The sequence below is a fragment of the Klebsiella sp. CN_Kp088 genome, assembly GCF_040064335.1.
In the GTDB taxonomy this organism is placed as follows: domain Bacteria; phylum Pseudomonadota; class Gammaproteobacteria; order Enterobacterales; family Enterobacteriaceae; genus Klebsiella; species Klebsiella aerogenes.
In genome coordinates, this window is record NZ_JBEAIQ010000026.1 from 15,194 (window position 1) to 40,312 (window position 25,119).

At 56.5% G+C, this 25,119-nt stretch carries 21 protein-coding genes and 1 pseudogene; 8 read left to right on the top strand and 14 right to left on the bottom strand.

What is annotated here, in order from left to right; translation table 11 throughout:
* Positions 1 to 7 precede the first annotated feature (7 nt).
* Positions 8 to 724, top strand: coding sequence for a type 1 glutamine amidotransferase (locus ABLV08_RS16210; RefSeq protein ID WP_348856029.1), 717 nt, complete (start codon positions 8 to 10; stop codon positions 722 to 724).
* Between the two features lie 43 nt (positions 725 to 767).
* Here ABLV08_RS16210 and cysM read toward each other — a convergent pair whose 3' ends face one another.
* The 9 genes from cysM to ABLV08_RS16255 all read right to left on the bottom strand — a co-directional run bounded on the left by cysM (position 768) and on the right by ABLV08_RS16255 (position 8,287).
* Entirely contained in the window at positions 768 to 1,679 is a 912-nt protein-coding gene (gene cysM, locus ABLV08_RS16215; protein WP_015365492.1) for a cysteine synthase CysM, read from the bottom strand.
* Between the two features lie 98 nt (positions 1,680 to 1,777).
* Positions 1,778 to 2,872, bottom strand: coding sequence for a sulfate/thiosulfate ABC transporter ATP-binding protein CysA (gene cysA / locus ABLV08_RS16220; protein WP_015365491.1), 1,095 nt, complete (start codon positions 2,870 to 2,872; stop codon positions 1,778 to 1,780).
* Positions 2,862 to 3,737, bottom strand: a complete 876-nt coding sequence (gene cysW / locus ABLV08_RS16225; RefSeq protein ID WP_015365490.1) for a sulfate/thiosulfate ABC transporter permease CysW — start codon at positions 3,735 to 3,737, stop codon at positions 2,862 to 2,864. The genes cysA and cysW overlap by 11 nt, the downstream gene beginning before the upstream one ends.
* The gene (gene cysT / locus ABLV08_RS16230; protein WP_015365489.1) at positions 3,737 to 4,570 is read right to left on the bottom strand and encodes a sulfate/thiosulfate ABC transporter permease CysT; all 834 of its coding nucleotides are present in this window, start codon (positions 4,568 to 4,570) and stop codon (positions 3,737 to 3,739) included. The genes cysW and cysT overlap by 1 nt, the downstream gene beginning before the upstream one ends.
* Positions 4,570 to 5,586: a sulfate ABC transporter substrate-binding protein gene (locus ABLV08_RS16235; protein ID WP_015365488.1), complete on the bottom strand. Its 1,017-nt coding sequence runs from the start codon at positions 5,584 to 5,586 to the stop codon at positions 4,570 to 4,572. The genes cysT and ABLV08_RS16235 overlap by 1 nt, the downstream gene beginning before the upstream one ends.
* 208 nt (positions 5,587 to 5,794) lie before the next feature.
* Complete coding sequence (locus tag ABLV08_RS16240) at positions 5,795 to 6,694, bottom strand: Dyp-type peroxidase (protein WP_042892981.1); 900 nt, start codon at positions 6,692 to 6,694, stop codon at positions 5,795 to 5,797.
* A gap of 94 nt (positions 6,695 to 6,788) precedes the next feature.
* On the bottom strand, positions 6,789 to 7,364 hold the full coding sequence (locus ABLV08_RS16245; protein ID WP_045362251.1) for an RpoE-regulated lipoprotein: 576 nt from the start codon (positions 7,362 to 7,364) through the stop codon (positions 6,789 to 6,791).
* Positions 7,365 to 7,425: 61 nt separating this feature from the next.
* Positions 7,426 to 7,875 (bottom strand): DUF2919 domain-containing protein, encoded by a 450-nt coding sequence (locus ABLV08_RS16250; protein ID WP_045362254.1) that lies wholly within the window; start codon positions 7,873 to 7,875, stop codon positions 7,426 to 7,428.
* On the bottom strand, positions 7,862 to 8,287 hold the full coding sequence (locus tag ABLV08_RS16255; protein ID WP_015365484.1) for a GNAT family acetyltransferase: 426 nt from the start codon (positions 8,285 to 8,287) through the stop codon (positions 7,862 to 7,864). The genes ABLV08_RS16250 and ABLV08_RS16255 overlap by 14 nt, the downstream gene beginning before the upstream one ends.
* A gap of 211 nt (positions 8,288 to 8,498) precedes the next feature.
* Between ABLV08_RS16255 and amiA the strand changes: the two genes are divergently transcribed.
* Positions 8,499 to 9,371: an N-acetylmuramoyl-L-alanine amidase AmiA gene (amiA, locus tag ABLV08_RS16260; protein ID WP_015365483.1), complete on the top strand. Its 873-nt coding sequence runs from the start codon at positions 8,499 to 8,501 to the stop codon at positions 9,369 to 9,371.
* Positions 9,371 to 10,270, top strand: coding sequence for an oxygen-dependent coproporphyrinogen oxidase (hemF, locus tag ABLV08_RS16265; protein ID WP_015365482.1), 900 nt, complete (start codon positions 9,371 to 9,373; stop codon positions 10,268 to 10,270). Before amiA ends, hemF begins: the two co-directional genes overlap by 1 nt.
* A gap of 58 nt (positions 10,271 to 10,328) precedes the next feature.
* On the opposite strand, the gene maeB is transcribed toward hemF, so the two are convergent.
* Positions 10,329 to 12,608, bottom strand: a complete 2,280-nt coding sequence (gene maeB / locus ABLV08_RS16270) for an NADP-dependent oxaloacetate-decarboxylating malate dehydrogenase (RefSeq protein ID WP_015703139.1) — start codon at positions 12,606 to 12,608, stop codon at positions 10,329 to 10,331.
* Between the two features lie 293 nt (positions 12,609 to 12,901).
* Here maeB and tal point away from each other — a divergent pair, with 293 nt between their 5' ends.
* Positions 12,902 to 13,870: a transaldolase gene (gene tal, locus ABLV08_RS16275; protein ID WP_015365479.1), complete on the top strand. Its 969-nt coding sequence runs from the start codon at positions 12,902 to 12,904 to the stop codon at positions 13,868 to 13,870.
* A 6-nt stretch (positions 13,871 to 13,876) separates the two neighbouring features.
* Positions 13,877 to 15,871 (top strand): transketolase, encoded by a 1,995-nt coding sequence (tkt, locus tag ABLV08_RS16280; RefSeq protein ID WP_348856031.1) that lies wholly within the window; start codon positions 13,877 to 13,879, stop codon positions 15,869 to 15,871.
* Here tkt and ABLV08_RS16285 read toward each other — a convergent pair.
* From ABLV08_RS16285 to aegA, 3 genes and pseudogenes are all read right to left on the bottom strand, one after another.
* Complete coding sequence (locus ABLV08_RS16285; protein ID WP_348856032.1) at positions 15,861 to 16,907, bottom strand: DUF1176 domain-containing protein; 1,047 nt, start codon at positions 16,905 to 16,907, stop codon at positions 15,861 to 15,863. The genes tkt and ABLV08_RS16285 overlap by 11 nt on opposite strands.
* A 77-nt stretch (positions 16,908 to 16,984) precedes the next feature.
* Positions 16,985 to 17,582, bottom strand: a pseudogene (nudK, locus tag ABLV08_RS16290) (GDP-mannose pyrophosphatase NudK).
* 58 nt (positions 17,583 to 17,640) lie between these two features.
* A complete protein-coding gene (aegA, locus tag ABLV08_RS16295) occupies positions 17,641 to 19,611 on the bottom strand; it encodes a formate-dependent uric acid utilization protein AegA (RefSeq protein WP_348856033.1) in 1,971 nt (656 codons plus the stop codon).
* A gap of 383 nt (positions 19,612 to 19,994) precedes the next feature.
* Between aegA and acrD the strand changes: the two genes are divergently transcribed.
* Positions 19,995 to 23,108, top strand: a complete 3,114-nt coding sequence (acrD, locus tag ABLV08_RS16300) for a multidrug efflux RND transporter permease AcrD (protein ID WP_149271721.1) — start codon at positions 19,995 to 19,997, stop codon at positions 23,106 to 23,108.
* 84 nt (positions 23,109 to 23,192) lie between these two features.
* Here acrD and ypfM read toward each other — a convergent pair whose 3' ends face one another.
* A complete protein-coding gene (ypfM, locus tag ABLV08_RS16305; protein WP_087867655.1) occupies positions 23,193 to 23,252 on the bottom strand; it encodes a protein YpfM in 60 nt (19 codons plus the stop codon).
* Positions 23,253 to 23,607: 355 nt separating this feature from the next.
* Here ypfM and ABLV08_RS16310 point away from each other — a divergent pair, with 355 nt between their 5' ends.
* A complete protein-coding gene (locus ABLV08_RS16310; protein WP_015703145.1) occupies positions 23,608 to 23,964 on the top strand; it encodes an ArsC family reductase in 357 nt (118 codons plus the stop codon).
* A gap of 3 nt (positions 23,965 to 23,967) precedes the next feature.
* Positions 23,968 to 25,095 (top strand): succinyl-diaminopimelate desuccinylase, encoded by a 1,128-nt coding sequence (gene dapE / locus ABLV08_RS16315; protein WP_348856035.1) that lies wholly within the window; start codon positions 23,968 to 23,970, stop codon positions 25,093 to 25,095.
* The last annotated feature ends 24 nt before the right edge of the window (positions 25,096 to 25,119 follow it).

Consider the following 25,119-nt stretch of genomic DNA (forward strand, 5'->3'; position numbering starts at 1 on the left):
AGTTGTTATGCGGATCCACTTTATCGTTCATGAAGTTTTTGAAGCGCCTGGCGCCTATCTGCGCTGGGTTAACGCGCGCGGCTATCAGGCCAGCTGGTCGCGAGTTTATGCCGGGGATCCGCTGCCGGAGAATGCCGAAGGTTTTGATATGCTGGTGGTACTTGGCGGCCCGCAATCACCACGCACCACGCTTGCCGAGTGCCCATGGTTTGATGCCCATGCCGAGAAAAACCTGATTGCCCAGGCGATTGCCGCCGGGCGTATCGTGGTCGGGATTTGTCTCGGATCGCAGCTCATCGGCGAAGCGCTGGGGGCGCCGGTGATGCAAAGCCCGGAAAAAGAGATTGGCCACTATCCTATCATCCTGACCACCGCCGGACTGCAGGATGACAACATCGCCCATTTCGGCTCATCGGTGGTAGTCGGTCACTGGCACAACGATATGCCGGGCCTGACGCCTGCGGCGGAAGTCCTGGCTTCCAGCGAAGGGTGCCCGCGGCAAATCGTCAAATATAGCGATCGGGTCTACGGTTTTCAGTGCCATATGGAGTTTGACGCGGAGGTCATCGAGTTATTAATTACTCACTCGCAACATGAACTTGCCGCCGCAAAAGGCAGGCGCTTTATTCGCAGCGAAGATGAAATGAGGCAATGGGATTATCGCGAGATGAATCAAAAACTATGGGCGTTTCTGGATAAGCTGGTAGCGAAACACGCACTTTAGTTAACCGGCCCCCATGCCTGGCATGGGGATCTTGATAGCGCGTTTAGATACCCGCTCCCTGGCTGAAGTGTTCTTCGCCGAACACGCCGGTTGAGAGATAGCGATCGCCGCGATCGCAGATGATCGCCACCACCACCGCGCCCGGATTGGCGCGCGCAATACGCAGCGCCCCGGCAACCGCGCCGCCGGAACTGACGCCACAGAAGATCCCTTCCTGTACGGCCAACTGGCGCATCGTGTTTTCCGCATCCTGCTGGTGGATATCCAGCACCTCATCCACCAACGAGGCATTAAAAATGCCCGGCATATATTCCTGCGGCCAGCGGCGGATCCCCGGAATGCTGCTGCCCTCTTCCGGCTGTAGCCCAATGATGCTTACCGGCTTCGCCTGTTCGCGCAGAAAACGCGATACGCCGGTAATGGTACCGGTGGTGCCCATGCTGGAAACAAAGTGGGTGATACGCCCGTCCGTCTGGCGCCAGATCTCCGGGCCGGTGGTGGTGTAATGGGCGTAAGGGTTATCCGGATTATTGAACTGATCCAATAGCTTACCCTCGCCACGCTCGGCCATCGCGGCGGCCAGATCGCGAGCGCCCTCCATCCCCTGCTCTTTGGTGACCAGAATCAATTCAGCGCCGTAGGCGCGCATCGCGGCACGGCGCTCCTGGCTCATGTTGTCCGGCATCAGCAGTTTCATCTGATAGCCTTTTAACGCCGCAATCATCGCCAGCGCGATACCGGTATTACCGCTGGTCGCCTCGATCAATACATCGCCGGGTTTAATTTCGCCGCGCTTTTCCGCTTCGACAATCATCGACAGCGCGGCGCGATCTTTTACCGAGCCCGCCGGGTTGTTGCCCTCAAGCTTGAGCCAAATTTCGCTGCCGTTGTCCGGCCCCAGACGTTGTAATTTCACCAGCGGCGTGTTGCCAATTGTTTGTTCTAATGTGTTCACTTCAGCTGTCCAATAAAAAGCCCGGCCGCGTCATGCGCTCCGGGCTGTCAGCCGGGGCAGCGCAACGCCGCCCGGCAAAAGCACGTGGATTTAAGCTATCAGGCCGACTCTGCCAGAGCAAGTTCGCCGCGCGGCTCGATGCGCTCTGTTCCGTTATACAGGCGCGCATTCTGCAAGCCGACAAACAGGCGTTCGCCGCGGGACGGGGCCTCATCGCCCGCCAGCACCACGCTCAGCGGCTCGTCGTACCACCCAAGAGGCTGGACGACTAATTGGGTGTAGTGCCCCTTCGGACTGGCTTCCAGCACCTGCACCGGCAACGGCGAATCCAGGCTGGTACGGCGGCTGATATCTACTTCCCACGGCCGCAGGAACAGATCGACCGGCCCCTGGTATGCCGGGGTATAGCCTAAAGGCCAGCGGTGGGCGCCGACGTGGAACTGGCCACCGCGAATGGTGCCCTGCAGGCGGTTAACTTCGCCCATAAACTCGAGCACAAAACGGGTCGAAGGTTCACGCCAGACGCGTTCAGGCGCATCGGCCTGTTCGATGTTGCCCTGGCTCATTACCACTACCCGATCGGCGACTTCCATCGCCTCTTCCTGGTCGTGGGTAACAAACACGCTGGTGAATTTTAATTCTTCATGTAGCTGGCGCAGCCAGCGGCGCAGTTCTTTACGCACCTGCGCATCCAGCGCGCCAAAGGGTTCATCCAGCAGCAGAATTTGCGGCTCGACCGCCAGCGCGCGCGCTAACGCCACGCGTTGCTTCTGGCCGCCGGAAAGCTGCGCCGGATAACGGTCGGCAAGATGGGCCAGTTGCACCATCTCCAGCAGTTTGGTCACTTTGGCTTTAATCGCCGCCGCATTGGGACGCTCACGGCGCGGCAGCACGGTCAGGCCAAAGGCGATGTTATCGAATACCGTCATATGTCGAAACAGCGCATAGTGCTGGAAAACAAAGCCCACTTTACGATCGCGGGCGTGCATTCGGCTCACGTCGGTACCGTGAAAACGGATATGGCCGCTGGATTGATGCTCCAGCCCGGCGATAATCCGCAATAAGGTCGTTTTACCGGAGCCGGACGGCCCCAACAGCGCAACCATTTGCCCGGAAGGGATATCCAGCGAGATATCATTCAGCACCTGGGTGCGACCAAACGATTTCTTAATATTGGCAATCTCAATGCTCATGATTTCCCTCCTGTTGCGCGCGTTTTTCCTGATTGGCCAGACGCCATTGCAACATACTCTTTAAAAACAGGGTCAAAATAGCCATTAACGTCAGCAGGGCCGCGGCGGTAAACGAACCGACGGTGTTGTAGTCCTGCTGCAGTAGTTCAATTTGCAGCGGCAGCGACAGCGTTTCGCCGCGGATCGAGCCGGAAACGACCGACACCGCGCCGAATTCGCCAATCGCGCGGGCGTTGGTCAACACCACGCCGTACAGCAGCGCCCAGCGAATATTGGGTAGCGTCACCCGGCGGAACATCTGCCAACCGGAAGCACCGAGCAGGATCGCCGCTTCATCTTCATTGCTCCCCTGGCTCATCATCACCGGCACCAGCTCGCGGACCACAAACGGACAGGTGACGAAGATAGTCGCCAGCACCATGCCCGGCCAGGCGAACATGATCTGCAGGTTGTGCTCATCAAGCCAGCCGCCGAGTGGGCCGTTGGAGCCATAAAACAGTAAATAAACCAGACCTGCCACCACCGGCGAGACGGCGAACGGGATATCCAGCATCGTCAGCAGCAGCTGGCGGCCAGGGAAGGTAAAGCGCGTCACCAGCCAGGCCAACAGCGTCCCGAACACCAGATTCACCGGCACGGTAATCAACGCGATCATCACCGTCAGCCAGATGGCGTGCAGCATGTCCGGATTGGCCAGGTTTTCCAGCACCGGCATTAACCCTTTACTGAAAGCCTGGACAAAAATATAAATCATCGGCACCACGAGGATGAAGGCGGATACCAGCATCCCGACGCCGATCAGAAACCATTTGCCCCAGTTGATCCGGGGCGCGTCATAGCGCTTCAATTGAGTAACTTCCGCCATTAGTGACCTACCACGCGTCGACCAAAGCGACTCTGCAGGGTGTTGATAGAGAACAGCAGCAGCAGCGAAGCCGCGAGGATCACCGAGGCAATCGCGCTCGCCGCCGGGTAATCAAACTCCTGCAAACGAATGAAAATCATCAGCGAAGTCACTTCCGTTTTCCATGCGATGTTGCCGGCGATAAAGATCACCGCACCGAACTCGCCAAGGCTGCGGGTAAACGACAGCGCAATCCCCGCCAGCAGGGCTGGCGACAGTTCAGGCAGCACCACTTTGCGGAAACTCTGTAAGCGCGTCGCGCCGAGGGTTTCCGCCGCCTCTTCATATTCCGGCCCTAACTCTTCCAGCACCGGCTGCACGGTACGCACCACAAACGGGATGCTGGTAAAGGCCATCGCCACCGCGATGCCAAGCCAGGTATAGGTCACTTTGATATCAAACTTCGCCAGCCACTCGCCGTACAAGCCATTAACCGAGAACAGCGAGGCCAGCGTCAGGCCCGCCACCGCCGTCGGCAGCGCGAACGGCAGGTCCATTAGGGCATCGAGCAGCGTACGGCCTGGAAAACGATAACGGGTAAGAATCCACGCCATCAGCAGGCCGAACACGCCGTTAAAAATCGAGGCCACAAAAGCAGACAGCAGCGTGACTTTATAGGCGGCGACCACCTGCGGGTTGGTAATCACCTCCCAATACTGCGCCCAGCTCATCTGCGCCAGCTGCATCACCAGCGCGCTGAGCGGCAACAGTAAAATCAGGCACACAAACAGCAGGCTGGTGCCAAGGCTCAGGGTAAAGCCCGGCAGCACGCGCTTGGACGACACAGCCAACATTACTGACGCCCCGCTGCCAGCAGTTTGTCCAGCTCGCCGCCGCTGACGAAGTGGGTTTTCATCACTTCAGGCCAGCTGCCAAACTGGTCTTCCACGCGGAACAGTTCGGTCTGCGGGAATTTATCTTTCAGCGACGCCATCACTTTCGGATCGTTCACGCGATAGTAGTAATCGGTGATGATGGTCTGCGCCTGCGGACTATAGAGATAGTTCAGGTAGGCTTTCGCCGCTTTTTCAGTACCGTTGGCCTTAACGTTTTTGTCTACCCACGCGACCGGGAATTCGGCGAGGATATTGACCTTCGGCACAACGACTTCGAACCCCTGCGCTTCATACTGTTTACGGATGTTGTTAACTTCCGATTCAAAAGTAATCAGCACATCGCCCAACCCGCGCTCGACGAAGGTGGTCGTCGCGCCGCGACCGCCGGTATCGAATACCTCGACGTTCTTCAGGAACTGGGTCATGAACTGTTCGGTTTTGGCTTTATCGCCACCATCGGCTTTGTCCGCCGCCCCCCAGGCCGCAAGATAGGTATAGCGCGCGTTGCCTGAAGTTTTAGGATTCGGGAAGATCAGCTTCACGTCAGAACGCACCAGATCGTTCCAGTCGTGAATATTTTTGGGATTGCCCTTACGCACCAGGAACGCCATGGTCGAATAGAACGGCGAGCTGTTATTCGGCAAACGGCTCTGCCAGTCTGCCGGGATCAGGTTGCCTTTATCATGCAGAATCTGGACGTCCGTCACCTGGTTATAGGTCACGACGTCAGCCTTCAGACCTTGCAGAATCGCCAACGCCTGCTTGGAGGAGCCCGCATGTGACTGCTTAATGGTCAGCTTGTCGCCGCCGTTTTCTTTTGCCCACTGCTGTTCAAAAGGCGGATTAAGGGCGGCGAACAGCTCGCGGGAAACATCATAGGAACTGTTCAGCAGTTCAGTCGCCTGCGCCTGCGCCACCAGCAGCATGGAAGCTGCCAGCGCCAGATATCCTTTTTTCAGTGATTTAACGGCCATTGCGCACCCTTATCAAAAATGATCATTTACTGATGATCATCATATTTATAACGAGTACGAAAGGAGTAACGGTTTTATATACCGTTTGGCGATTTGGAAGTAGAAAAGAGAATAAGCAACTGGCAAAGCTTTGCTGAAAGCGGCTGTACGTATGCTGGATTCGCTTACACCCTAACCCTCTGGGTTAGGATTAGGGTGAGGGGAAAAATTACAGCGCCTGAATACGCTCCAGCGACGGCGCGAAGTAATAACCGCCAGTCACCGGTTTAGTGAAGCGCAGCATGGCATCGCGCTTACCGTCGGTATCGCCGAACATACTCAGCAACTGCTGCTCAATGTTATACAGGCGAGCGCAGTAGGCGCAGAAGTACAGGCCGTTAGTGCCGCTGGCGGTACCGTATGGCAGGCTCTGGCGGACGATTTTCAGCCCTTTGCCATCTTCTTTTAAGTCCACGCGGCTCAGGTGCGAAGTGACAGGACGCTCGTCGCCATCGATCTCTTCATTGGCTTCTTTGGTACGGCCAATCATCATCTCCTGATCCGGCACGCTCATGCGGTTCAGTTGCTTAAGATTGTGCTCCCAGCGTTGCACGAATACGTAGCTGCCGCCCGCGTCAACGCCGTCTTTAATCACCGCGACTTCACGGCGGGTTTCTTCGCCTGCCGGGTTTTCGGTGCCGTCGACAAAGCCGCTCAGATCGCGTTCTTCCACCCAGCGGAAACCGTGAATTTCTTCTTTCACTTCAATGGCGTCGCCGAAAGCGGCCACCGCCGCCTGGGCGACAGAAAAGTTCACTTCATGACGGGCGGATAAAATATGAATCAACACGTCATACTGCGTGGATGGCGCCAGCCCTTTGCCGTAAACCGGAAAATCTTTTAACTCTTCCGCGCCTTCACCACCGCTCAGCTGACGCCAGACGGTATTGCCGAAAGCGACCACCGCGCCGAGTTTGGCGTCAGGAAATTTAGCCTGGAAGGTGGCCACATTATCGACAAAAATTTTGCTCGCTTCGCGCAGGGCGTTAACGTCCCCTTTTACATTGGCTTCAATCCAAATCGCCGCGCGGCAATGTTCCGGCAAAATGCCGCTCTGAACCTGAGACATCGCTCCTCCTGAAATGATGCAACCACAACGCTATGACGTTGCTAACGCGCCATTGTAACCGTTTTTATCCGCCCACGTGTCTCTTCAGATCAAATTAGCGACGCCAGATAATTTTGCTGACTTTCCAGTTCTTCAGGGTATCGTCGGACGGCATCAGTTCGTCCGGGCCGCTCCAGTGGCCGGTAAAGGCGTAGCTGATGTGCTGGCTGCCAGGCGCTTTACATTCCACCACCGCGCCGTTGTCGGGAACGCCTTTCTCGCAGTTGCCGAACGCTTTGCCGTACAGCTCGCTAAACGGGGTGCCGATTTTCACGCCGCTGGCGGCGGAAATCGCGCTATCGCGCACGTCAATGCGGCTCACCGTACCGCCATCGCCGTTGATGGTCAGCGCCAGCTTGTCATCCTTTAGCGCTTCAAAATAGTGAACGATTTTGCCATCCGCGGTTTTCATTCCGCTGCGCAGACGGTAGCTGCCGCCGAGGGCATCGCTAATTGCCTGTTCATTGAGCGGCGTCGACGCCGTCAGTTTACCCACGCCCTGCTCGGTGACCTCGTTGGAGGAACCAAACCAGTTCCATGGATAGGCAGCCGACCAGTTCACCGCGCTCATCGTTGAGCAGCCGGTTAGCGCCAGCGGAAGCGCGCAAAGCATTAGACGTAGCGATTTCATAACTCAATCCTTTCTGATTCATTCAACGCATGTTGGAGTGCGCGATCGGCAAAAAGTGCCATTAAAGCGCTTCAAGGCGAAAACAGGCGTGCAACCTGCGGCTGGTTATCAGCCACCATAGCGCATAAATATCGGCCGCCAGCAGGGCGATGGTCAGCGTGGAAGGTGCCTCGCCGGTGAACCACAGCCACGGCTGCCAGGCCAGCAATAGCGCCTGCGAGGCCATCAGCAGCCAACGCATCAGCGGCCAGATCCGGGGAAAACGCTGACGCTGACCGCTCAACAAAAATGCCGCGACCGCCGGTACGCCGGGCAGCAAACCCAGCCAGAAGTTATCGTGATCGGGATAGAACAGGCTCAGCAGCGCATCCCCCTGCTGGCGGGAGGCGCCGGCCATGACGAACAGTACCCAGGTGCGCGCCTGCAGCAACAGCACGCCCCAAAACAACAGCGGCAGCCGCAAACGGCCCTGGGCATCGTAATCGGCAGGAATAAATTCAGTATTCTTCATCTTCAATCAGGCGTTTACCCAGGGTAAGTACATCCGAGTGCTCGTAACCGAGACGCTCGTACATCCCCTGCACCACATCGTTATCGTCACGCACCATAATTGAAATTTTCGGGCAACCGCGGGCGATCAGCTTCTTTTCCAGCCGATTGAGCAGCGCATTAGCGATACCGCGGCCGCGGTATTCCGGATGTACGCCAAGATAGTAAGCGGAGCCACGGTGGCCGTCGTAACCGCCCATCACCGTCCCCACCACTTCACCGTTCACTTCAGCGACCAGAAACAAGCTCACGTCGTGGTTGAGCTTACGCTCGATATCCATTTCCGGATCGTTCCATGGGCGCAGAAGATCGCAGCGCTCCCAAAGGGTGATCACTTCTTCGAAATCCTGCTGGCGAAAAACGCGAATCTCCATGGTATTCCCCACCATTTACGGTTAAAAACAGTGATTATGGCGCGAATATGACTGATAGCCAATATCAGGCGAAATCATCAGCAAAAAATGGCATAATATCGCTTTGTCATGTATTGAAATGAAAAGTAAAACAATTCTTATTTTGAGTGGTCGTAACGGGAAACGCGATACGATATAACATTGGACATCACTTGTTTACAATTCAGGCCGAATGAGCACTTTTAAACCATTAAAAATACTTGCTTCGCGCCGTCAGGTGCTGAAAGCAGGACTGGCTGCGATGACGCTAACCGGCGTCGCTTCCCAAGCCACTGCCAAAGAGCAGCCGCTAAAAACTTCCAATGGACACAGCAAACCCGTCGCAAAGAAAGCAGGCAGCAGGCGTCTGGTGATGCTTGACCCCGGTCATGGCGGCATCGATACGGGGGCAATTGGCCACAACGGTTCGAAAGAAAAACACGTCGTGCTGGCCATTGCTAAAAATGTGCGCAGCATTTTACGCAGCAACGGCATCGATGCCCGTCTGACGCGTAGCGGCGATACCTTTATTCCGCTGTACGATCGCGTTGAGATCGCCCACCAGCACGGCGCCGATCTGTTTATGTCGATTCACGCCGACGGCTTTACCAACCCGAGTGCGGCCGGCGCCTCCGTCTTTGCGCTCTCCAACCGCGGCGCCAGTAGCGCCATGGCGAAATATCTCTCCGAGCGCGAAAACCGCGCCGATGAGGTCGCCGGTAAAAAAGCGACGGATAAGGACCATCTGCTGCAGCAGGTATTGTTCGATTTGGTGCAAACCGACACCATTAAGAACAGCCTGACGCTCGGCTCGCATATTCTGAAAAAGATTAAGCCGGTGCATAAACTGCACAGCCGCAATACAGAGCAGGCGGCCTTTGTGGTGCTGAAGTCCCCTTCGATTCCCTCGGTGCTGGTCGAAACGTCGTTCATTACCAACCCAAATGAAGAGAAGCTACTCGGCACAACCGCTTTCCGCCAGAAGATTGCTAACGCTATCGCTTCCGGCATTATTAGTTATTTCCACTGGTTCGATAACCAGAAAGCGCATTCGAAGAGACGTTAATGAAACCCGATGTACAGCAGGTCAAAGCCTTCCTTCTTCAGCTGCAGGATGCCATTTGCGCCAAACTCTCCGCCGTTGACGGCAAGGATTTTGTTGAAGATAGCTGGCAGCGCGAAGGCGGCGGCGGCGGACGCAGCCGGGTTTTACGTGACGGCGGCATCTTTGAGCAGGCCGGGGTTAACTTTTCTCACGTCCACGGCGATGCGATGCCCGCCTCGGCTACCGCCCACCGCCCGGAACTGGCCGGGCGTAGCTTTGAAGCAATGGGGGTTTCGCTGGTGGTGCATCCGCGCAACCCCTATGTGCCAACCAGCCACGCTAACGTTCGCTTTTTTATTGCCGAGAAGCCCGGCGCCGACCCAGTATGGTGGTTCGGCGGCGGGTTTGATCTAACGCCTTATTATGGGTTTGAAGAAGACGCCATTCACTGGCATCGTACTGCCCGCGATTTATGCCTGCCGTACGGCGACGAGGTCTATCCGCGCTATAAAAAGTGGTGCGATGATTACTTCTTCCTTAAGCACCGTAACGAACAGCGCGGCATTGGCGGTCTGTTCTTTGATGATTTAAATACCCCGGACTTCGACCACTGCTTCGCCTTTATGCAGGCAGTGGGCAACGGCTTTACCGACGCTTACCTGCCGATCGTTGAGCGCCGAAAAACCACGCCTTATGGCGAACGAGAGCGCGATTTCCAGCTTTATCGCCGCGGGCGCTATGTGGAATTCAATCTGGTGTGGGATCGCGGCACGCTGTTCGGCCTGCAGACCGGCGGGCGTACGGAGTCTATTCTGATGTCGATGCCGCCGCTGGTGCGCTGGGAGTATGACTACCATCCGCAAGAAGGCAGCCCGGAAGCCGCATTGAGCGAGTTTATTAAAGTCAAAGAGTGGATCTGATTTAGGTCTCCTGAGACAAAAAAGCCCCGGATTACCGGGGCTTACTTTTTTATTGTGCTTACAGCGGCTGGGTCTGCGCTTCCACGACCGCCAGCGCCACCATGTTGACGATACGGCGCACGGAGGCGATAGGCGTCAGAATATGCACCGGCTTAGCGATACCCATCAGTACCGGCCCGACGGTTACCCCTTCCGAACTGGAGACGCGCAGCAGGTTGTAGCTGATACGCGCGGCTTCCATATTCGGCATCACCAGAATATTAGCCGCCCCTTTCAGCGGGCTATCCGGCATACGATCGTTGCGGATGCTCTCCACCAGCGCGGCGTCGCCGTGCATTTCGCCGTCAATCATCAGATCCGGCGCGCTCGCTTTCACCAATTCCAGCGTTTTGCGCATTTTGCTGGCAGACGGGCAATCAGCTGAACCGAAGTTAGAGTGCGACAGCAGCGCGACACGCGGTTCGATACCAAAACGACGCACGCTTTCCGCCGCCATCAGGGTGATCTCCGCCAGCTCTTCCGGCGATGGATCGTGATTGACGTAGGTATCGGCGATAAAGGTGTTTCCGCTTGGCAGCAGCAGCGCGTTCATCGCCCCGGCGGTGCTGACGCCGTCGCGGAAGCCAAACAGCGGCTGAACCACGCGATAGTGCTCATGATAATCTCCGATGGTTCCGCAGATCATCGCATCCGCCTCACCGCGATGAACCATAATCGCGCCAATGACCGAAGTGTTGCTAATGACCGCCCGCTGCGCCTGCTCCTGGGTAATGCCGCGGCGCTTCATCAACTGGTAGTACTCGCTCCAGTACTCTTTGAAGCGCGGATCGGATTCATTATTGACGATTTCGAAGTCCACGCCCGCTTTAATCTGCAGGCCCAGTTTCTGGATGCGCATTTCAATCACGCTCGGGCGACCGATGAGGATTGGCTTCGCCAGCCCCAGAGAAACCAGCTCCTGCGTGGCGTGCAGCACGCGAGTCTCCTCACCTTCCGCCAGCACCACGCGCTTCGGCTCTTTGCGCGCCTGGGAGAAGATCGGCTTCATAAACAGGTTAGTTTTATAAACGAACTCGCTCAGCTTCTCGATGTAGGCATCGAAGTCGGCAATTGGCCGCGTCGCCACGCCTGATTCCATCGCCGCTTTAGCGACCGCTGGCGCAATCTTGACGATCAGACGCGGATCGAACGGTTTCGGAATAATGTACTCCGGGCCAAAGCTGAGATCCTGGTCGCCATAGGCGGAAGCCACGACTTCGCTCTGTTCGGCATGCGCCAGCTCGGCGATAGCATGAACCGCCGCCAGCTTCATCTCTTCGTTTATCGCCGTCGCGCCAACATCCAGCGCGCCGCGGAAGATGAACGGGAAGCACAGCACGTTGTTGACCTGGTTTGGATAGTCGGAACGGCCGGTACAAATAATCACGTCGTCGCGCACTTCCTTCGCCAGCGGCGGCAGGATTTCCGGCTCCGGGTTCGCCAGCGCGAGGATCAGCGGCGAGCGCGCCATCTTCTTGACCATCTCCGGAGTCAGAACTTTCGGCCCGGAGCAGCCAAGGAAAATGTCCGCGCCATCGATGACATCGTCGAGGGTACGTTTCCCGTCGTCTTCCACCGCGTAGGCCGCTTTGGTTTCCGCCATGTTGGCTTCGCGGTCTTTATAGATAACGCCTTTGGAGTCGCAGACCACGATATTGTGTTTCTGCATTCCCAGCGCCACCAGCAGGTTCATACAGGCGATAGCCGCCGCTCCCGCGCCGGAGACCACCATCCGCACATCAGAGAGATTCTTCTCAACCACCCGCAGACCGTTGAGGATCGCCGCGGTGCTGATAATCGCCGTGCCGTGCTGATCGTCGTGAAACACCGGAATATTCATGCGTTCACGCAGTTTCTGCTCAATGTAGAAACATTCCGGCGCTTTAATATCTTCGAGGTTGATGCCGCCAAACGTCGGCTCCAGGGCGGCGACGACATTAATGAATTTGTCAGGATCCAACTCATCGACTTCAATATCGAACACATCGATACCGGCGAACTTTTTAAACAGAACACCCTTTCCTTCCATTACCGGTTTTCCGGCCAGCGCGCCGATATTGCCTAAACCGAGGACGGCGGTACCGTTGGAGACCACCGCCACGAGGTTGCCGCGAGCGGTGTATTTGTAAGCGGCCAAAGGATCCTTCTCAATTTCCAGGCACGGCGCGGCAACGCCTGGCGAATATGCCAGCGCCAGATCGCGTTGGGTCGCCAGGGGCTTAGTCGGCGACACCTGAATTTTCCCGGGCACCGGGAACTCGTGGAAATCGAGGGCGCTTTGTTTCAACTGCTCATCCATTTTATGGTTCCTTTCACGTATCGAATCGTAGGGGGTGAAGCGTGATGGCGAGCCGTCGGCCCGCCTTAAGGCGAGGCTTAGTATCGCGCCTGACGGCGGTTTAAACTTTGAAGGCCGCCATACTCTTGCCATCACAAAGGTCTGGTTGTTATCAATTTATAATATTTATGTAACCTAGTTTCACGGTCAATGATAGCCCCGTCTGCTATGCTTTTTAGTTATGTACCTCATCACGACCTCTACCGCATAACGACAAGAACTCATGCAACTTATTGTTCCAGGAGTACTTTTTAATGAACCAGCTAGACAGTATCAAACAATTCACCACCGTAGTCGCCGACAGCGGCGACATTGAATCTATCCGCCACTATCAGCCTGAAGATGCCACCACCAACCCTTCGCTGCTCTTAAAGGCTGCCGGACTGGATAACTACGCCGGGCTTATCGATGATGCCCTCGCCTGGGCTGCAAAACAGGGCGGCAACCGCGAGACGCAGGTCGCCAATGCCTGCGATAAACTGGCGGTCAATTTTGGTGCGGAAATACTCAAAAGCATCCCAGGGCGCGTCTCCACCGAAGTCGATGCCCGTCTCTCCTTCAATCGTGAAAAAAGTATCGAGAAAGCGCGCCATCTGGTCGCTCTCTATCAGGAAATGGGGATCGATAAGTCGCGGATCCTGATCAAACTAGCCTCCACCTGGGAAGGGATCCGCGCCGCGGAGGTGCTGGAAAAAGAAGGGATTCACTGCAACCTGACGCTGCTGTTCTCTTTCGCCCAGGCTCGCGCCTGCGCTGAAGCCGGCGTGTTTCTGATTTCGCCATTCGTCGGGCGTATTTACGATTGGTATCAGGCGCGTCAGCCGTTAGATCCTTACGTGGTTGATGAAGACCCGGGGGTGAAATCGGTGCGCAATATCTACGACTATTTCAAACTCCATAAGTACAACACCATCGTGATGGGCGCCAGCTTCCGCCGCACCGAACAAATCCTCGCGCTGGTCGGCTGCGACCGCCTCACCATCTCCCCAGCCTTGTTACAAGAGCTGCAGGCCAGCGACGCGCCGGTAATACGCAAACTCATCCCCGCTCATCAGATACTGCCACGCCCGGTTCCGATGAGCGAAGCGGAATTCCGCTGGGAGCATAACCAGGATCCGATGGCGGTAGAAAAACTGGCGGAAGGTATTCGCCAGTTCGCCGTCGATCAACGCAAACTGGAAGATCTGCTAGCAGCAAAACTGTCATCCTTTGTCACGGAGTAAACGACTATGTCCCGAAGAGAGCTTGCTAACGCCATTCGCGCCCTGAGCATGGACGCCGTCCAGAAAGCCAATTCCGGCCACCCCGGCGCTCCGATGGGGATGGCGGATATCGCCGAAGTGCTGTGGAACGATTTTCTCAAGCACAACCCGACAAATCCGCACTGGTACGATCGCGATCGTTTCATTTTGTCTAACGGCCATGCTTCGATGCTGCTGTATAGCCTACTGCATTTGACCGGCTACGATCTGCCGATGAATGAGCTGAAAAACTTCCGCCAGCTGCATTCGAAAACGCCGGGTCACCCGGAACATGGTTATACCCCCGGCGTGGAAACCACCACCGGGCCGCTCGGCCAGGGGCTGGCTAACGCCGTCGGGATGGCTATCGCCGAACGTACGCTGGCGGCGCAGTTTAACCGTCCCGGCCACGACATCGTCGATCACTACACCTGGGTGTTTATGGGCGATGGCTGTCTGATGGAGGGGATTTCTCACGAGGCCAGTTCGCTGGCGGGCACCCTGGGATTAGGCAAGCTGATCGGGTTCTACGATCACAACGGTATCTCTATTGACGGCCACGTTGAAGGCTGGTTCACCGACGATACCGCCGAGCGCTTTCGCGCCTACCACTGGCACGTGATTGGCGATATCGACGGTCACGACCCCCAGGCGGTGAAGCAGGCAATCCAGGAGGCGCAGGCGGTAACAGACAAACCCTCGCTGATTATTTGCCGCACCATAATCGGCTTTGGTTCACCAAATAAAGCCGGTTCCGAAGAGTCGCACGGCGCGGCATTGGGGGAAAAAGAGGTCGCGCTGGCCCGCGAACAGCTGGGCTGGAAATATCCGCCGTTTGAAATCCCGAAAGAAATTTATCAGGGCTGGGATGCGCGGCCGCGCGGCGAGAAAGCAGAACATGCGTGGAATGAAAAATTCGCCGCTTATCAGCAGCAGTATCCAGAACTGGCGGCTGAGCTTAAACGGCGCATGGAAGGCGAGCTCCCGGATAACTGGCAAAAAACGGCCCGCGATTATGTAGCGAAGCTACAGTCGGAACCGGCGAAGATCGCCAGCCGTAAGGCTTCACAAAATGCGCTTAACGCCTACGGCCCGGATTTGCCTGAGCTGCTCGGTGGTTCCGCCGACCTGGCGCCCAGTAACCTGACGATCTGGTCCGGCTCGAAGTCGATCAAAGAGGATCAGGCGGGTAATTATATCCACTACGGCGTACGCGAATTCGGTATGACCGCGGTAGCCAACGGCATCGCCCTGCACGGCGGTTTTATTCCCTATACCTCGACTTTCCTGATGTTCGTCGAATACGCGCGCAACGCCGCGCGCATGGCGGCGCTGATGAAGGCGCACCAGATTATGGTCTACACCCATGATTCAATCGGCCTTGGCGAGGACGGCCCAACACACCAGGCGGTGGAGCAGCTGGCAAGCCTGCGGCTGACGCCCAATTTTAGTACCTGGCGTCCGTGCGATCAGGTGGAAACCGCCGTCGCCTGGCAGGCGGCCATTGATCGCAAGGACGGCCCTACCGCATTAATCCTTTCGCGACAGAATCTGGCGCAAATGGCCCGTACGCCGGAACAGGTGCAGGAAATTGCTCGCGGCGGTTACGTTCTGAAGGATGCGGGCGGCAAGCCGGATCTCATCCTGATCGCCACCGGTTCGGAAGTCGAGATCGCCGTTCAGGCGGCGGAGACGCTGCTGGCCAGCGGCATAAACGTGCGGGTGGTGTCGCTGCCTTCCACCGACGTTTTCGATGCTCAGGATGAGGCCTGGCGCGAGTCGGTGCTGCCTTCCGATGTTAGCGCCCGCGTCGCTATCGAAGCCGGTATCGCCGACTACTGGTATAAATATGTCGGCCTGAAAGGCGCAATTGTTGGTATGACCCGCTACGGGGAATCGGCGCCCGCCGACAAGCTGTTCCCGTTCTTCGGCTTTACCGCTGAACATATTGTCGAAGTCAGCCGTAAGGTGCTTAACGGGTGATCCATAGTGTGGGCCAGGCGTCTGGCCCCTGCCAGTTATCGCACTGCGGTTGCTGAGCGTAGCGGGTCAAATTGAACCGCTGGCCGTCATAACGCCAGCGGGTTTGGATCCCGCAATCGCCCGGCGCGCGGCCTTTATCGAAGGTCACCAGTTCATGACGCTGCTCGTCAAAGCTGGCGTTAATCAACTCAATATCACGCGGCGCATCGCCGGGCGGCTGGAAAGGCAGCGCCAGGCGCACCTGGCGGGCAAGATGCGGCGTTTTGCGCGACACCAGCCACGCCAGCCAAACGGTATTGTAGGCGCCCGCTTCGCAACTGGTCATCAGCAGAACTTTCTCATCGGTCAGCGCGGTGACGCGGATTTCCCGGCGGAAAGGATCGAGCGAACAGGGGCTGGCGTTCATCCGCTCATTGCCGTAATCGATAAGCTCATTTAGTTCGTCGCGGCTGAGGGGCGACTGCGCCACCTCCGCTTTGCCTACGGTGCGCAACGCCGGCGCTGGCGGTACGCTGAGCGGTGGTTCTTCACCTTTGCCGACCCACGCGGTTTCGCTGCCGACCCGCTTTTGCCGATTATCAATAAATAGCAGCGCGGCCTTCAGGCCCTTCAATGAAATGCTTTGCAGACCGTTTTGCAGGGTAATCTCTTTCCCCTCCTGGGCCTGCTGCAGGAAAGCGTCGATACTGACGCTATCACCGGTTTTGATCAGCTTATCGGCAATCTGCCAATGTTTACCGTCAAAATGCAGCGGTTTTCCATCTAGCTGCAGCCGCGGGCCGATGGCCGCCAGCGCGGCAACCGGATTACCGACTCCGCCAAGTTCGATGCGTAAAGCGGCATCGGTGGCTGCCCCCGCGCTGCGGCTTAACGTCATCACCAATCCATGATGCAGCCCGACATTACGCGTGACGCAATAATTTTGATTGTTGCAGGTGACAAGCCAGTCGCCAAACAACTGCTGGGCTGGCGCCGCCCACGCCAACGACGTCGGCAGAAAACCGAAAAAAAGCAGCATTAAAACCCGATAAAACATGAGCGGCACAATCCCGAAGTATGACTGACAGAGTGATTTCTAATTCATCATTATCATCAGCACTGGCGGGGTTTTGCTCAATCAGATTTATCAGAGATCCCGCGACATCAGGCCGGAATTTTGTAGGTATTGCAGCAGGATCACCGCTTTGCCATCCTGAATTTCACCACTGGCGACCATCTCCAGCGCCCGGACGAACGGCAGTTCCAGCACCTCAATATCTTCATCATCCACGCCGCCGCCCCGGTTAGCGCGCTGCGCTTCGCTGTATTCGGCGATAAAAAAGTGAATCAGTTCGGTCACGCCGCCGGGCGACATATAGAGTTCGAAGACCTTGCGCGCCTCGCCGACCTGATAGCCGGTCTCCTCAATCGCCTCCTTGCGGATGCATACCTCTGGCGCGTCGTTATCCAGCAGTCCGGCGCAGGTTTCAATCAGCATGCCATCAGGGTTGCCGTTAACCCAGGTGGCGACGCGGAACTGACGCACCAGGACCACGCTCTGCTTGTTGGGGTTGTAAAGCAGAACCGTGGCGCCGTTGCCGCGATCGTACACTTCGCGTTTGTGACGCACGACGCTGCCGTCGCGGCGCGTCAACTCATAGGTCATGTTGCGCAGCAGAAAGTAGTTTTCGGAGAGGATTTTATCTTTAATGACGTGAATATTAAGTGACATGCAAACTCCGCAGCGTGAAATAACCCAGTCATACTACGCCGCGGAGCCTGCTTTGTCGTTAGTGCGGCAGTGCGGAAGCGACGCCCAGGTAGTCCATGATCCCCTGCGCGGCATGCCGCCCTTCCGCCATCGCCGTCACCACCAAATCCGCGCCGCGTACCGCGTCGCCGCCGGCAAAGATCTTCTGATTACTGGTCTGGTAACGATAGCGGCTCTCCACGTTCGCCTTGATCCGCCCGCGACTGTCCAGCTGTACCCCTGCGGCTTCCAGCCACGGCATCGAATGCGGGTGGAAACCAAACGCCATAATGACCGCATCGGCAGGCATCACAAATTCGCTGCCGGGGATCGGCGACGGGCTGCGGCGGCCCTGTGCGTCCGGTTCGCCAAGCCGGGTACGCAGAAAACGCACGCCGCTGACCCGGCCGTCCTCGCCGAGCTCAAGGGTGATCGGCTGAACATTGAATTCAAAGTTCGCCCCCTCTTCGCGGGTGTTTTTGACCTCTTTTTTCGACCCCGGCATGTTAGCTTCATCCCGACGATAGGCGCAGGTGACCCGTTGCGCGCCGTGGCGCAGCGCGGTACGCACGCAGTCCATCGCCGTATCGCCGCCCCCCAGCACGACAACATTCAGCCCGGCGGTATCGATATAAGGTTCATCGGCCAGCGCTTCCAGCCCCATCACTTGTTTAGTGTTGGCGATAAGGAACGGCAGCGCTTCATACACGCCCGGCGCCTCCTCATTGGGCAGATCGGCTTTCATCGAGCGATAGGTACCGGCGCCGACGAAAACCGCGTCATAGTCTGCAAGCAGTTGAGCGAGTTCGATGTCTTTGCCCACCTCGCAGTTCAGTTCAAAGCGGATGCCCATTTGGCTGAAAATCTCGCGCCGACGGGCCAGCAATGATTTATCCAGCTTGAAAGGCGGAATACCGAAAGTCAGCAAGCCGCCGATTTCCGGGTGGCGATCGAACACCACCGGCGCCACGCCGCTACGCGCCAGAAGGTCGGCGCAGGCCAGGCCCGCAGGCCCGGCGCCGATGATGGCAACCTTCTTGCCGCTGGCTTTTACCGCCGAAAGGTTCGGGCGCCAGCCGTCGGCCAGCGCCTGGTCGGAGATATAGCGTTCGATGTTGCCGATAGTCACCGAGCCGCTCTCGTCGCGCAGCGTGCAGGCGCCTTCGCACAGGCGATCCTGCGGGCAGACGCGGCCGGTGATTTCCGGCAGACAGTTGGTTTGATGGGAAAGCTCAACGGCGCTGGCGATGTCGCCGGCTTTTACCCGCTCGATCCACTGCGGAATATGGTTATGCAACGGACAGGTCCACTCGCAGATGCTGCGATCGCCGCATTTCAGACAGCGTTGCGTTTCCCGCCGCGCCTGTTCGGCGCTGAAGGGCAAATAGATTTCGCCAAAGTGCTGTTTACGCGCATCAGCCGCCAGTTTATCCGCCTCGCCGCGCGCGGGCGTGGCCGCCATCTGGCTGGCCTTATCGCCAGAGGTTGACGCTAAAGCGGTCAAAGTACGATGTTGCCACGACGCCGCATCCGCACGCGCTGCCCGCAGGCGCCGCGTTTTCGCCATCTCGCTTAGCGTGGAATCGGTCGCCAGCTGTAATGCTTGCGCCGGACAATTCTGCACGCAGGCTGGCCCGGCTTGGCGCTCATAGCATAAGTCGCACTTGTGCGCCGTTGCCCTGCCGTCTGGTGTGACGACGATTTGCATCACGCCAAAGGGGCAAGCCACCACGCAGGATTTACAGCCAATACATTTTTCTCCATGCACCAATACGCTGTCATCCTGCTGGCTAATGGCGCCATTAGGGCAGCTACGCACGCAGGGCGCGCCTTCACAGTGACGACAGGTTACCGCGTTACGCTGTTTCTGGTTTTTAATAACGGTAATACGCGGCAAAAAGCGCTGTGGGGTCAAGACATGTTGTTCGCCATTATGCGCCATCACGCAGGCCACTTCGCAGCCCCTGCATCCGATGCATTTGCGACTATCGCTCATAATAAAGTGGTTCATACATCCTTCCGGCTTATCGCTAATAACCCCTCATTTAGTATGACTGTTTATTACCTGACATCATGACCGTGGGACAATGGTCATTTGCCCAGAAATCGGCTTTTCTCGCCAGAATCCGGTTTAGATCAAAAATATTGACCTGAATGAAATTTTGTTTCATTTAGCTGAGCAATAATAGGCGGCTTTGACGGAATGACAGAAAAGACGTGATAAGCGCATATAAATTCAGAGAGGAGCGGCAGAGGTTTCTTTACGCTCTCATAAAAGACACATGATAAATTACACTATCTCCTTAATTTCTCCACGATTGCCTGCGGGGTTAACTTTAAAGTGTCACAAGCTGCGCAATAACAAAAAATGTATACAATGAGGTCCTGATTCCGATGGCGAATTTCTTTATCGATCGCCCCATCTTTGCCTGGGTTTTGGCTATTTTATTAGTCCTGACCGGCACGCTGGCAATTTTGTCGCTCCCCGTAGAACAATATCCGGATTTGGCGCCGCCTAACGTCCGGGTGACGGCCAATTATCCAGGCGCTTCGGCGCAAACGCTGGAGAATACCGTCACCCAGGTTATCGAACAGAATATGACCGGCCTTGATAACCTCATGTACATGTCATCGCAGAGTAGCGCCACCGGTCAGGCAACGGTTACCCTGAGCTTTACCGCCGGTACCGACCCGGATGAAGCCGTACAGCAGGTACAAAACCAGCTGCAATCGGCGATGCGTAAACTGCCGCAGGCGGTACAGAATCAGGGGGTCACGGTGCGCAAAACCGGCGACACCAACATTCTCACTCTCGCGTTTGTCTCTACCGACGGCAGCATGGATAAGCAGGATATTGCCGACTACGTCGCCAGTAACGTGCAGGATCCTCTAAGCCGCGTCAACGGCGTCGGCGATATCGACGCCTATGGTTCGCAGTACTCAATGCGTATCTGGCTCGATCCGGCGAAACTCAACAGCTATCAGATGACGGCGAAAGATGTAACTGACGCCATCGAATCGCAGAACGCGCAAATTGCCGTCGGCCAGTTGGGCGGTACGCCATCTGTTGATAACCAGGCGCTGAACGCCACCATCAACTCACAATCGCTGCTACAAACACCGCAGCAGTTCCGCGATATTACCCTGCGCGTTAATCAGGATGGTTCGGAAGTCACGCTGGGCGACGTCGCCAGCGTCGAAATGGGCGCAGAAAAATATGATTATCTGAGCCGCTATAATCGTCAGGCCGCTTCGGGGCTGGGGATTAAGCTCGCCTCCGGCGCCAACGAAATGGCCACCGCCGAGCGCGTTATCGCCCGTCTTAATGAACTGTCGCAATATTTCCCGCACGGACTGCAGTATAAAGTCGCCTACGAGACCACCTCTTTTGTAAAAGCCTCGATTACCGATGTGGTGAAAACGCTGCTGGAGGCGATTCTGCTGGTGTTCCTGGTCATGTATTTGTTCTTGCAGAACTTCCGCGCGACCCTGATCCCGACCATCGCCGTGCCGGTGGTATTGATGGGCACCTTCGCGGTGCTCTACGCCTGCGGTTACAGTATTAACACCCTGACGATGTTCGCGACGGTGCTGGCTATCGGCCTGCTGGTCGATGACGCCATTGTCGTGGTCGAAAACGTCGAACGCATTATGAGCGAGGAAGGGCTCTCGCCGCGCGAAGCGACGCGAAAATCGATGAAGCAGATCCAGGGTGCGCTGGTCGGTATCGCTATGGTGCTATCGGCGGTATTCGTGCCCATGGCCTTCTTCGGCGGCACCACCGGCGCCATTTACCGCCAGTTCTCCATTACCATCGTTTCAGCAATGGTGCTGTCGGTGCTGGTAGCGATGATCCTCACCCCGGCGCTGTGCGCCACGCTGTTAAAACCGATTCAAAAAGGCGAGGAGCATGGTCAAAAAGGGTTCTTCGGCTGGTTTAACCGCACTTTCAACCGCAGCGCCAGCCGCTATGAAACTTTCGTGGGCAAAATTCTCCATCGCTCGCTGCGCTGGATTTTGATTTACGTCCTGCTGCTCGGCGGCATGGTGCTGCTGTTCCTGCATCTGCCGACTTCGTTCCTGCCGCTGGAAGACCGCGGTATGTTCACCACCTCGATACAGCTCCCGAGCGGCTCCACCCAACAGCAGACGCTGAAAGTGGTGCAAAAAGCGGAAGATTATTTCCTCAACAACGAGAAGAGTAACGTCGAGTCGGTATTTGCTACCGTCGGCTCCGGCCCCGGCGGCAACGGCCAGAACGTCGCACGTATGTTTGTCCGCCTGAAAGACTGGGATCAGCGCGACCCAAAAACCGGCTCCTCGTTCGCTATCATTGAGCGCGCGACCAAAGCCTTCAATAAAATTAAAGAAGCGCGCGTTTTTGCCAGCAGCCCACCGGCCATCAGCGGCCTTGGCAGCTCCGCGGGCTTCGATATGGAGCTCGAAGACCACGCCGGTAACGGTCACGAGGCGTTGATGTCAGCACGCGACAAGCTGCTGGAGCTGGCGGCGAACAACGACCAGCTCACCCGCGTACGCCACAACGGCCTGGACGACAGTCCGCAGTTGCAGGTTGATATCGACCAGCGTAAAGCCCAGGCGCTGGGGGTCTCCATTGATGATATTAACGATACGCTGCAGACCGCCTGGGGTTCGAGCTACGTGAACGACTTTATGGATCGCGGACGCGTGAAGAAGGTCTACGTCCAGGCGGCGGCGAAATATCGCATGCTGCCGGACGATATCAATTTGTGGTATGTGCGTAACAGTAGCGGCACCATGGTACCGTTCTCCGCCTTCGCCACCTCGCGTTGGGAAACGGGTTCACCGCGCCTCGAACGTTACAATGGCTACTCAGCGGTCGAGATCGTCGGTGAAGCCGCGCCTGGCGTCAGCACCGGTACCGCCATGACCATTATGGAAGAGTTAGCCAAACAGCTCCCGAACGGTTTCGGCCTGGAATGGACGGCGATGTCCTATCAGGAGCGTTTGTCTGGCGCTCAGGCGCCTGCCCTGTACGCCATTTCTCTGCTGGTGGTGTTCCTGTGTCTGGCGGCGCTATATGAAAGCTGGTCGGTACCGTTCTCGGTGATGCTGGTGGTGCCGCTGGGGGTTATCGGCGCGCTGCTGGCGACCTGGATGCGCGGCCTGGAAAACGATGTCTACTTCCAGGTAGGTCTGTTGACGGTCATCGGCCTGTCGGCAAAGAACGCCATCCTGATTGTTGAGTTCGCCAACGAACTGAACCAGAAAGGCGAAGATCTGCTGACCGCCACGCTATCGGCCTGCCGCCAGCGTCTACGCCCGATACTGATGACCTCACTGGCGTTTATCTTCGGCGTGCTGCCGATGGCCACCAGTACCGGCGCGGGTTCCGGCAGTCAGCATGCGGTCGGTACCGGCGTCATGGGCGGGATGCTCTCCGCCACCGTGCTGGCCATCTTCTTTGTGCCGCTGTTCTTCGTGTTGGTGCGCCGCCGCTTCCCGCTGAAAGAGAGGCCGGAATAAACCTGCAAATAACAGAAAAGGCGACTGTCATAGTCGCCTTTTTCATGGGTCAAACATTGTCTTCAGTACCGACAAAGCCAGATTTTATTTACGCAGCATGTCTTCGATAAAATCTTTCCAGTTCCCCAGTTCATGTTCAATCATAATAGCCTCTCTTATTATTATGGCGATTTTAGATAAATTCCCCGCTCAGGAGAAGTTCGTCCGATCTATCGCTCTAATCGCTTTTATTGTCGCCGCAAGCCTTGAATACTCTGGCTTGCCGCTACCATAAGCCGGTTCATGTAAATTTAATGTGACATAGAGCAACATTACGCAACATTTTGTTAATATCAGAATTCCTGTAATTCATTATCTTAGTCTGCCGAGAAAAAGAACAAATTTTAATCAGACAAGACTGAAAAGTTATATTTATCCAGCCAATTCACGTATTATTTAACAAAACTTATATATTCGGAAAAGACTGAGAAACATATTCTTTTAACGTGAAGGTTTAATTATGTTGACCATGTACGGCATCAAAAACTGCGACACCATTAAAAAGGCCCGCCGCTGGCTGGAAGCCCATCAGATTGACTATCGCTTCCATGATTATCGTGTTGACGGACTGGACCGCGAATTGCTGAATACCTTTATTGCCGAATTAGGCTGGGAAGCGCTGCTTAACACCCGCGGCACCACCTGGCGCAAACTCGATGAATCGGTCCGCACTGGGATCGATAATGCCGATGCGGCGGCGGCGTTGATGTTGGAAATGCCGGCAATTATCAAACGCCCATTGCTCTGCGCGCCCGGTCAGCCTATGCTGCTGGGCTTTAGCGAAGCAAACTACGAAAAATTTATTAACGAGGTGTAGTCTATGTCTTGCCCGGTCATTGAGCTGGCTCAGCAGCTTATTCGCCGCCCTTCCCTTAGCCCCAATGATGCGGGATGCCAGGCGTTAATGATTGAACGTCTGCGGGCGATCGGTTTTACCGTTGAAGCGATGGACTTCGGCGATACGCAAAATTTCTGGGCCTGGCGTGGACAGGGTGAAACGCTGGCCTTTGCCGGCCATACCGATGTGGTACCGGCCGGCGACGCCGACCGCTGGATCAATCCGCCGTTTGAACCGACTATTCGTGATGGCATGCTGTTTGGCCGCGGCGCGGCGGATATGAAAGGGTCGTTGGCGGCGATGGTTGTCGCCGCCGAGCGCTTTGTCGCGCAGTATCCGAACCACAAAGGCCGTCTGGCGTTTCTCATCACCTCAGATGAAGAAGCCAGCGCCACCCATGGCACGGTAAAAGTGGTCGAAACGCTGATGGTGCGTAACGAGCGCCTTGATTACTGCCTGGTCGGCGAACCTTCAAGTACCGAAGTGGTTGGCGATGTCGTGAAAAATGGCCGTCGCGGTTCACTCACCTGTAACCTGACGATTCATGGAGTCCAGGGCCACGTCGCTTATCCGCACCTCGCCGATAACCCGGTACACCGCGCGGCGCCGATGCTGGCGGAGCTGGTGGCTATCGAATGGGATAAAGGCAATGAGTACTTCCCGCCGACCAGCATGCAAATCGCCAACGTGCAGTCCGGCACCGGCAGTAACAACGTCATCCCAGGCGATATGTTCGTTCAGTTCAACTTCCGTTTCAGCACCGAGTTGACCGACGAGATGATCAAGGCGCGCATCATCGCGCTGCTGGAAAAATATCAGCTGCGCTATACCGTCGAATGGTGGCTTTCCGGCCAGCCATTCCTGACCGGCCGCGGCAATCTTGTCGATGCGGTAGTGAACGCCATTGAGCACTATAATGAAGTAAAACCGCAGTTGCTAACCACCGGCGGTACCTCTGACGGACGCTTTATCGCCCGCATGGGCGCGCAGGTAGTTGAACTGGGTCCGGTGAATGCGACCATTCATAAAATTAATGAATGCGTCAATGCCGCCGACCTGCAGCTGCTGGCGCGGATGTATCAACGCATCATGGAACAACTGGTCGCCTGACGACAATAACGATTACCCTGCAGC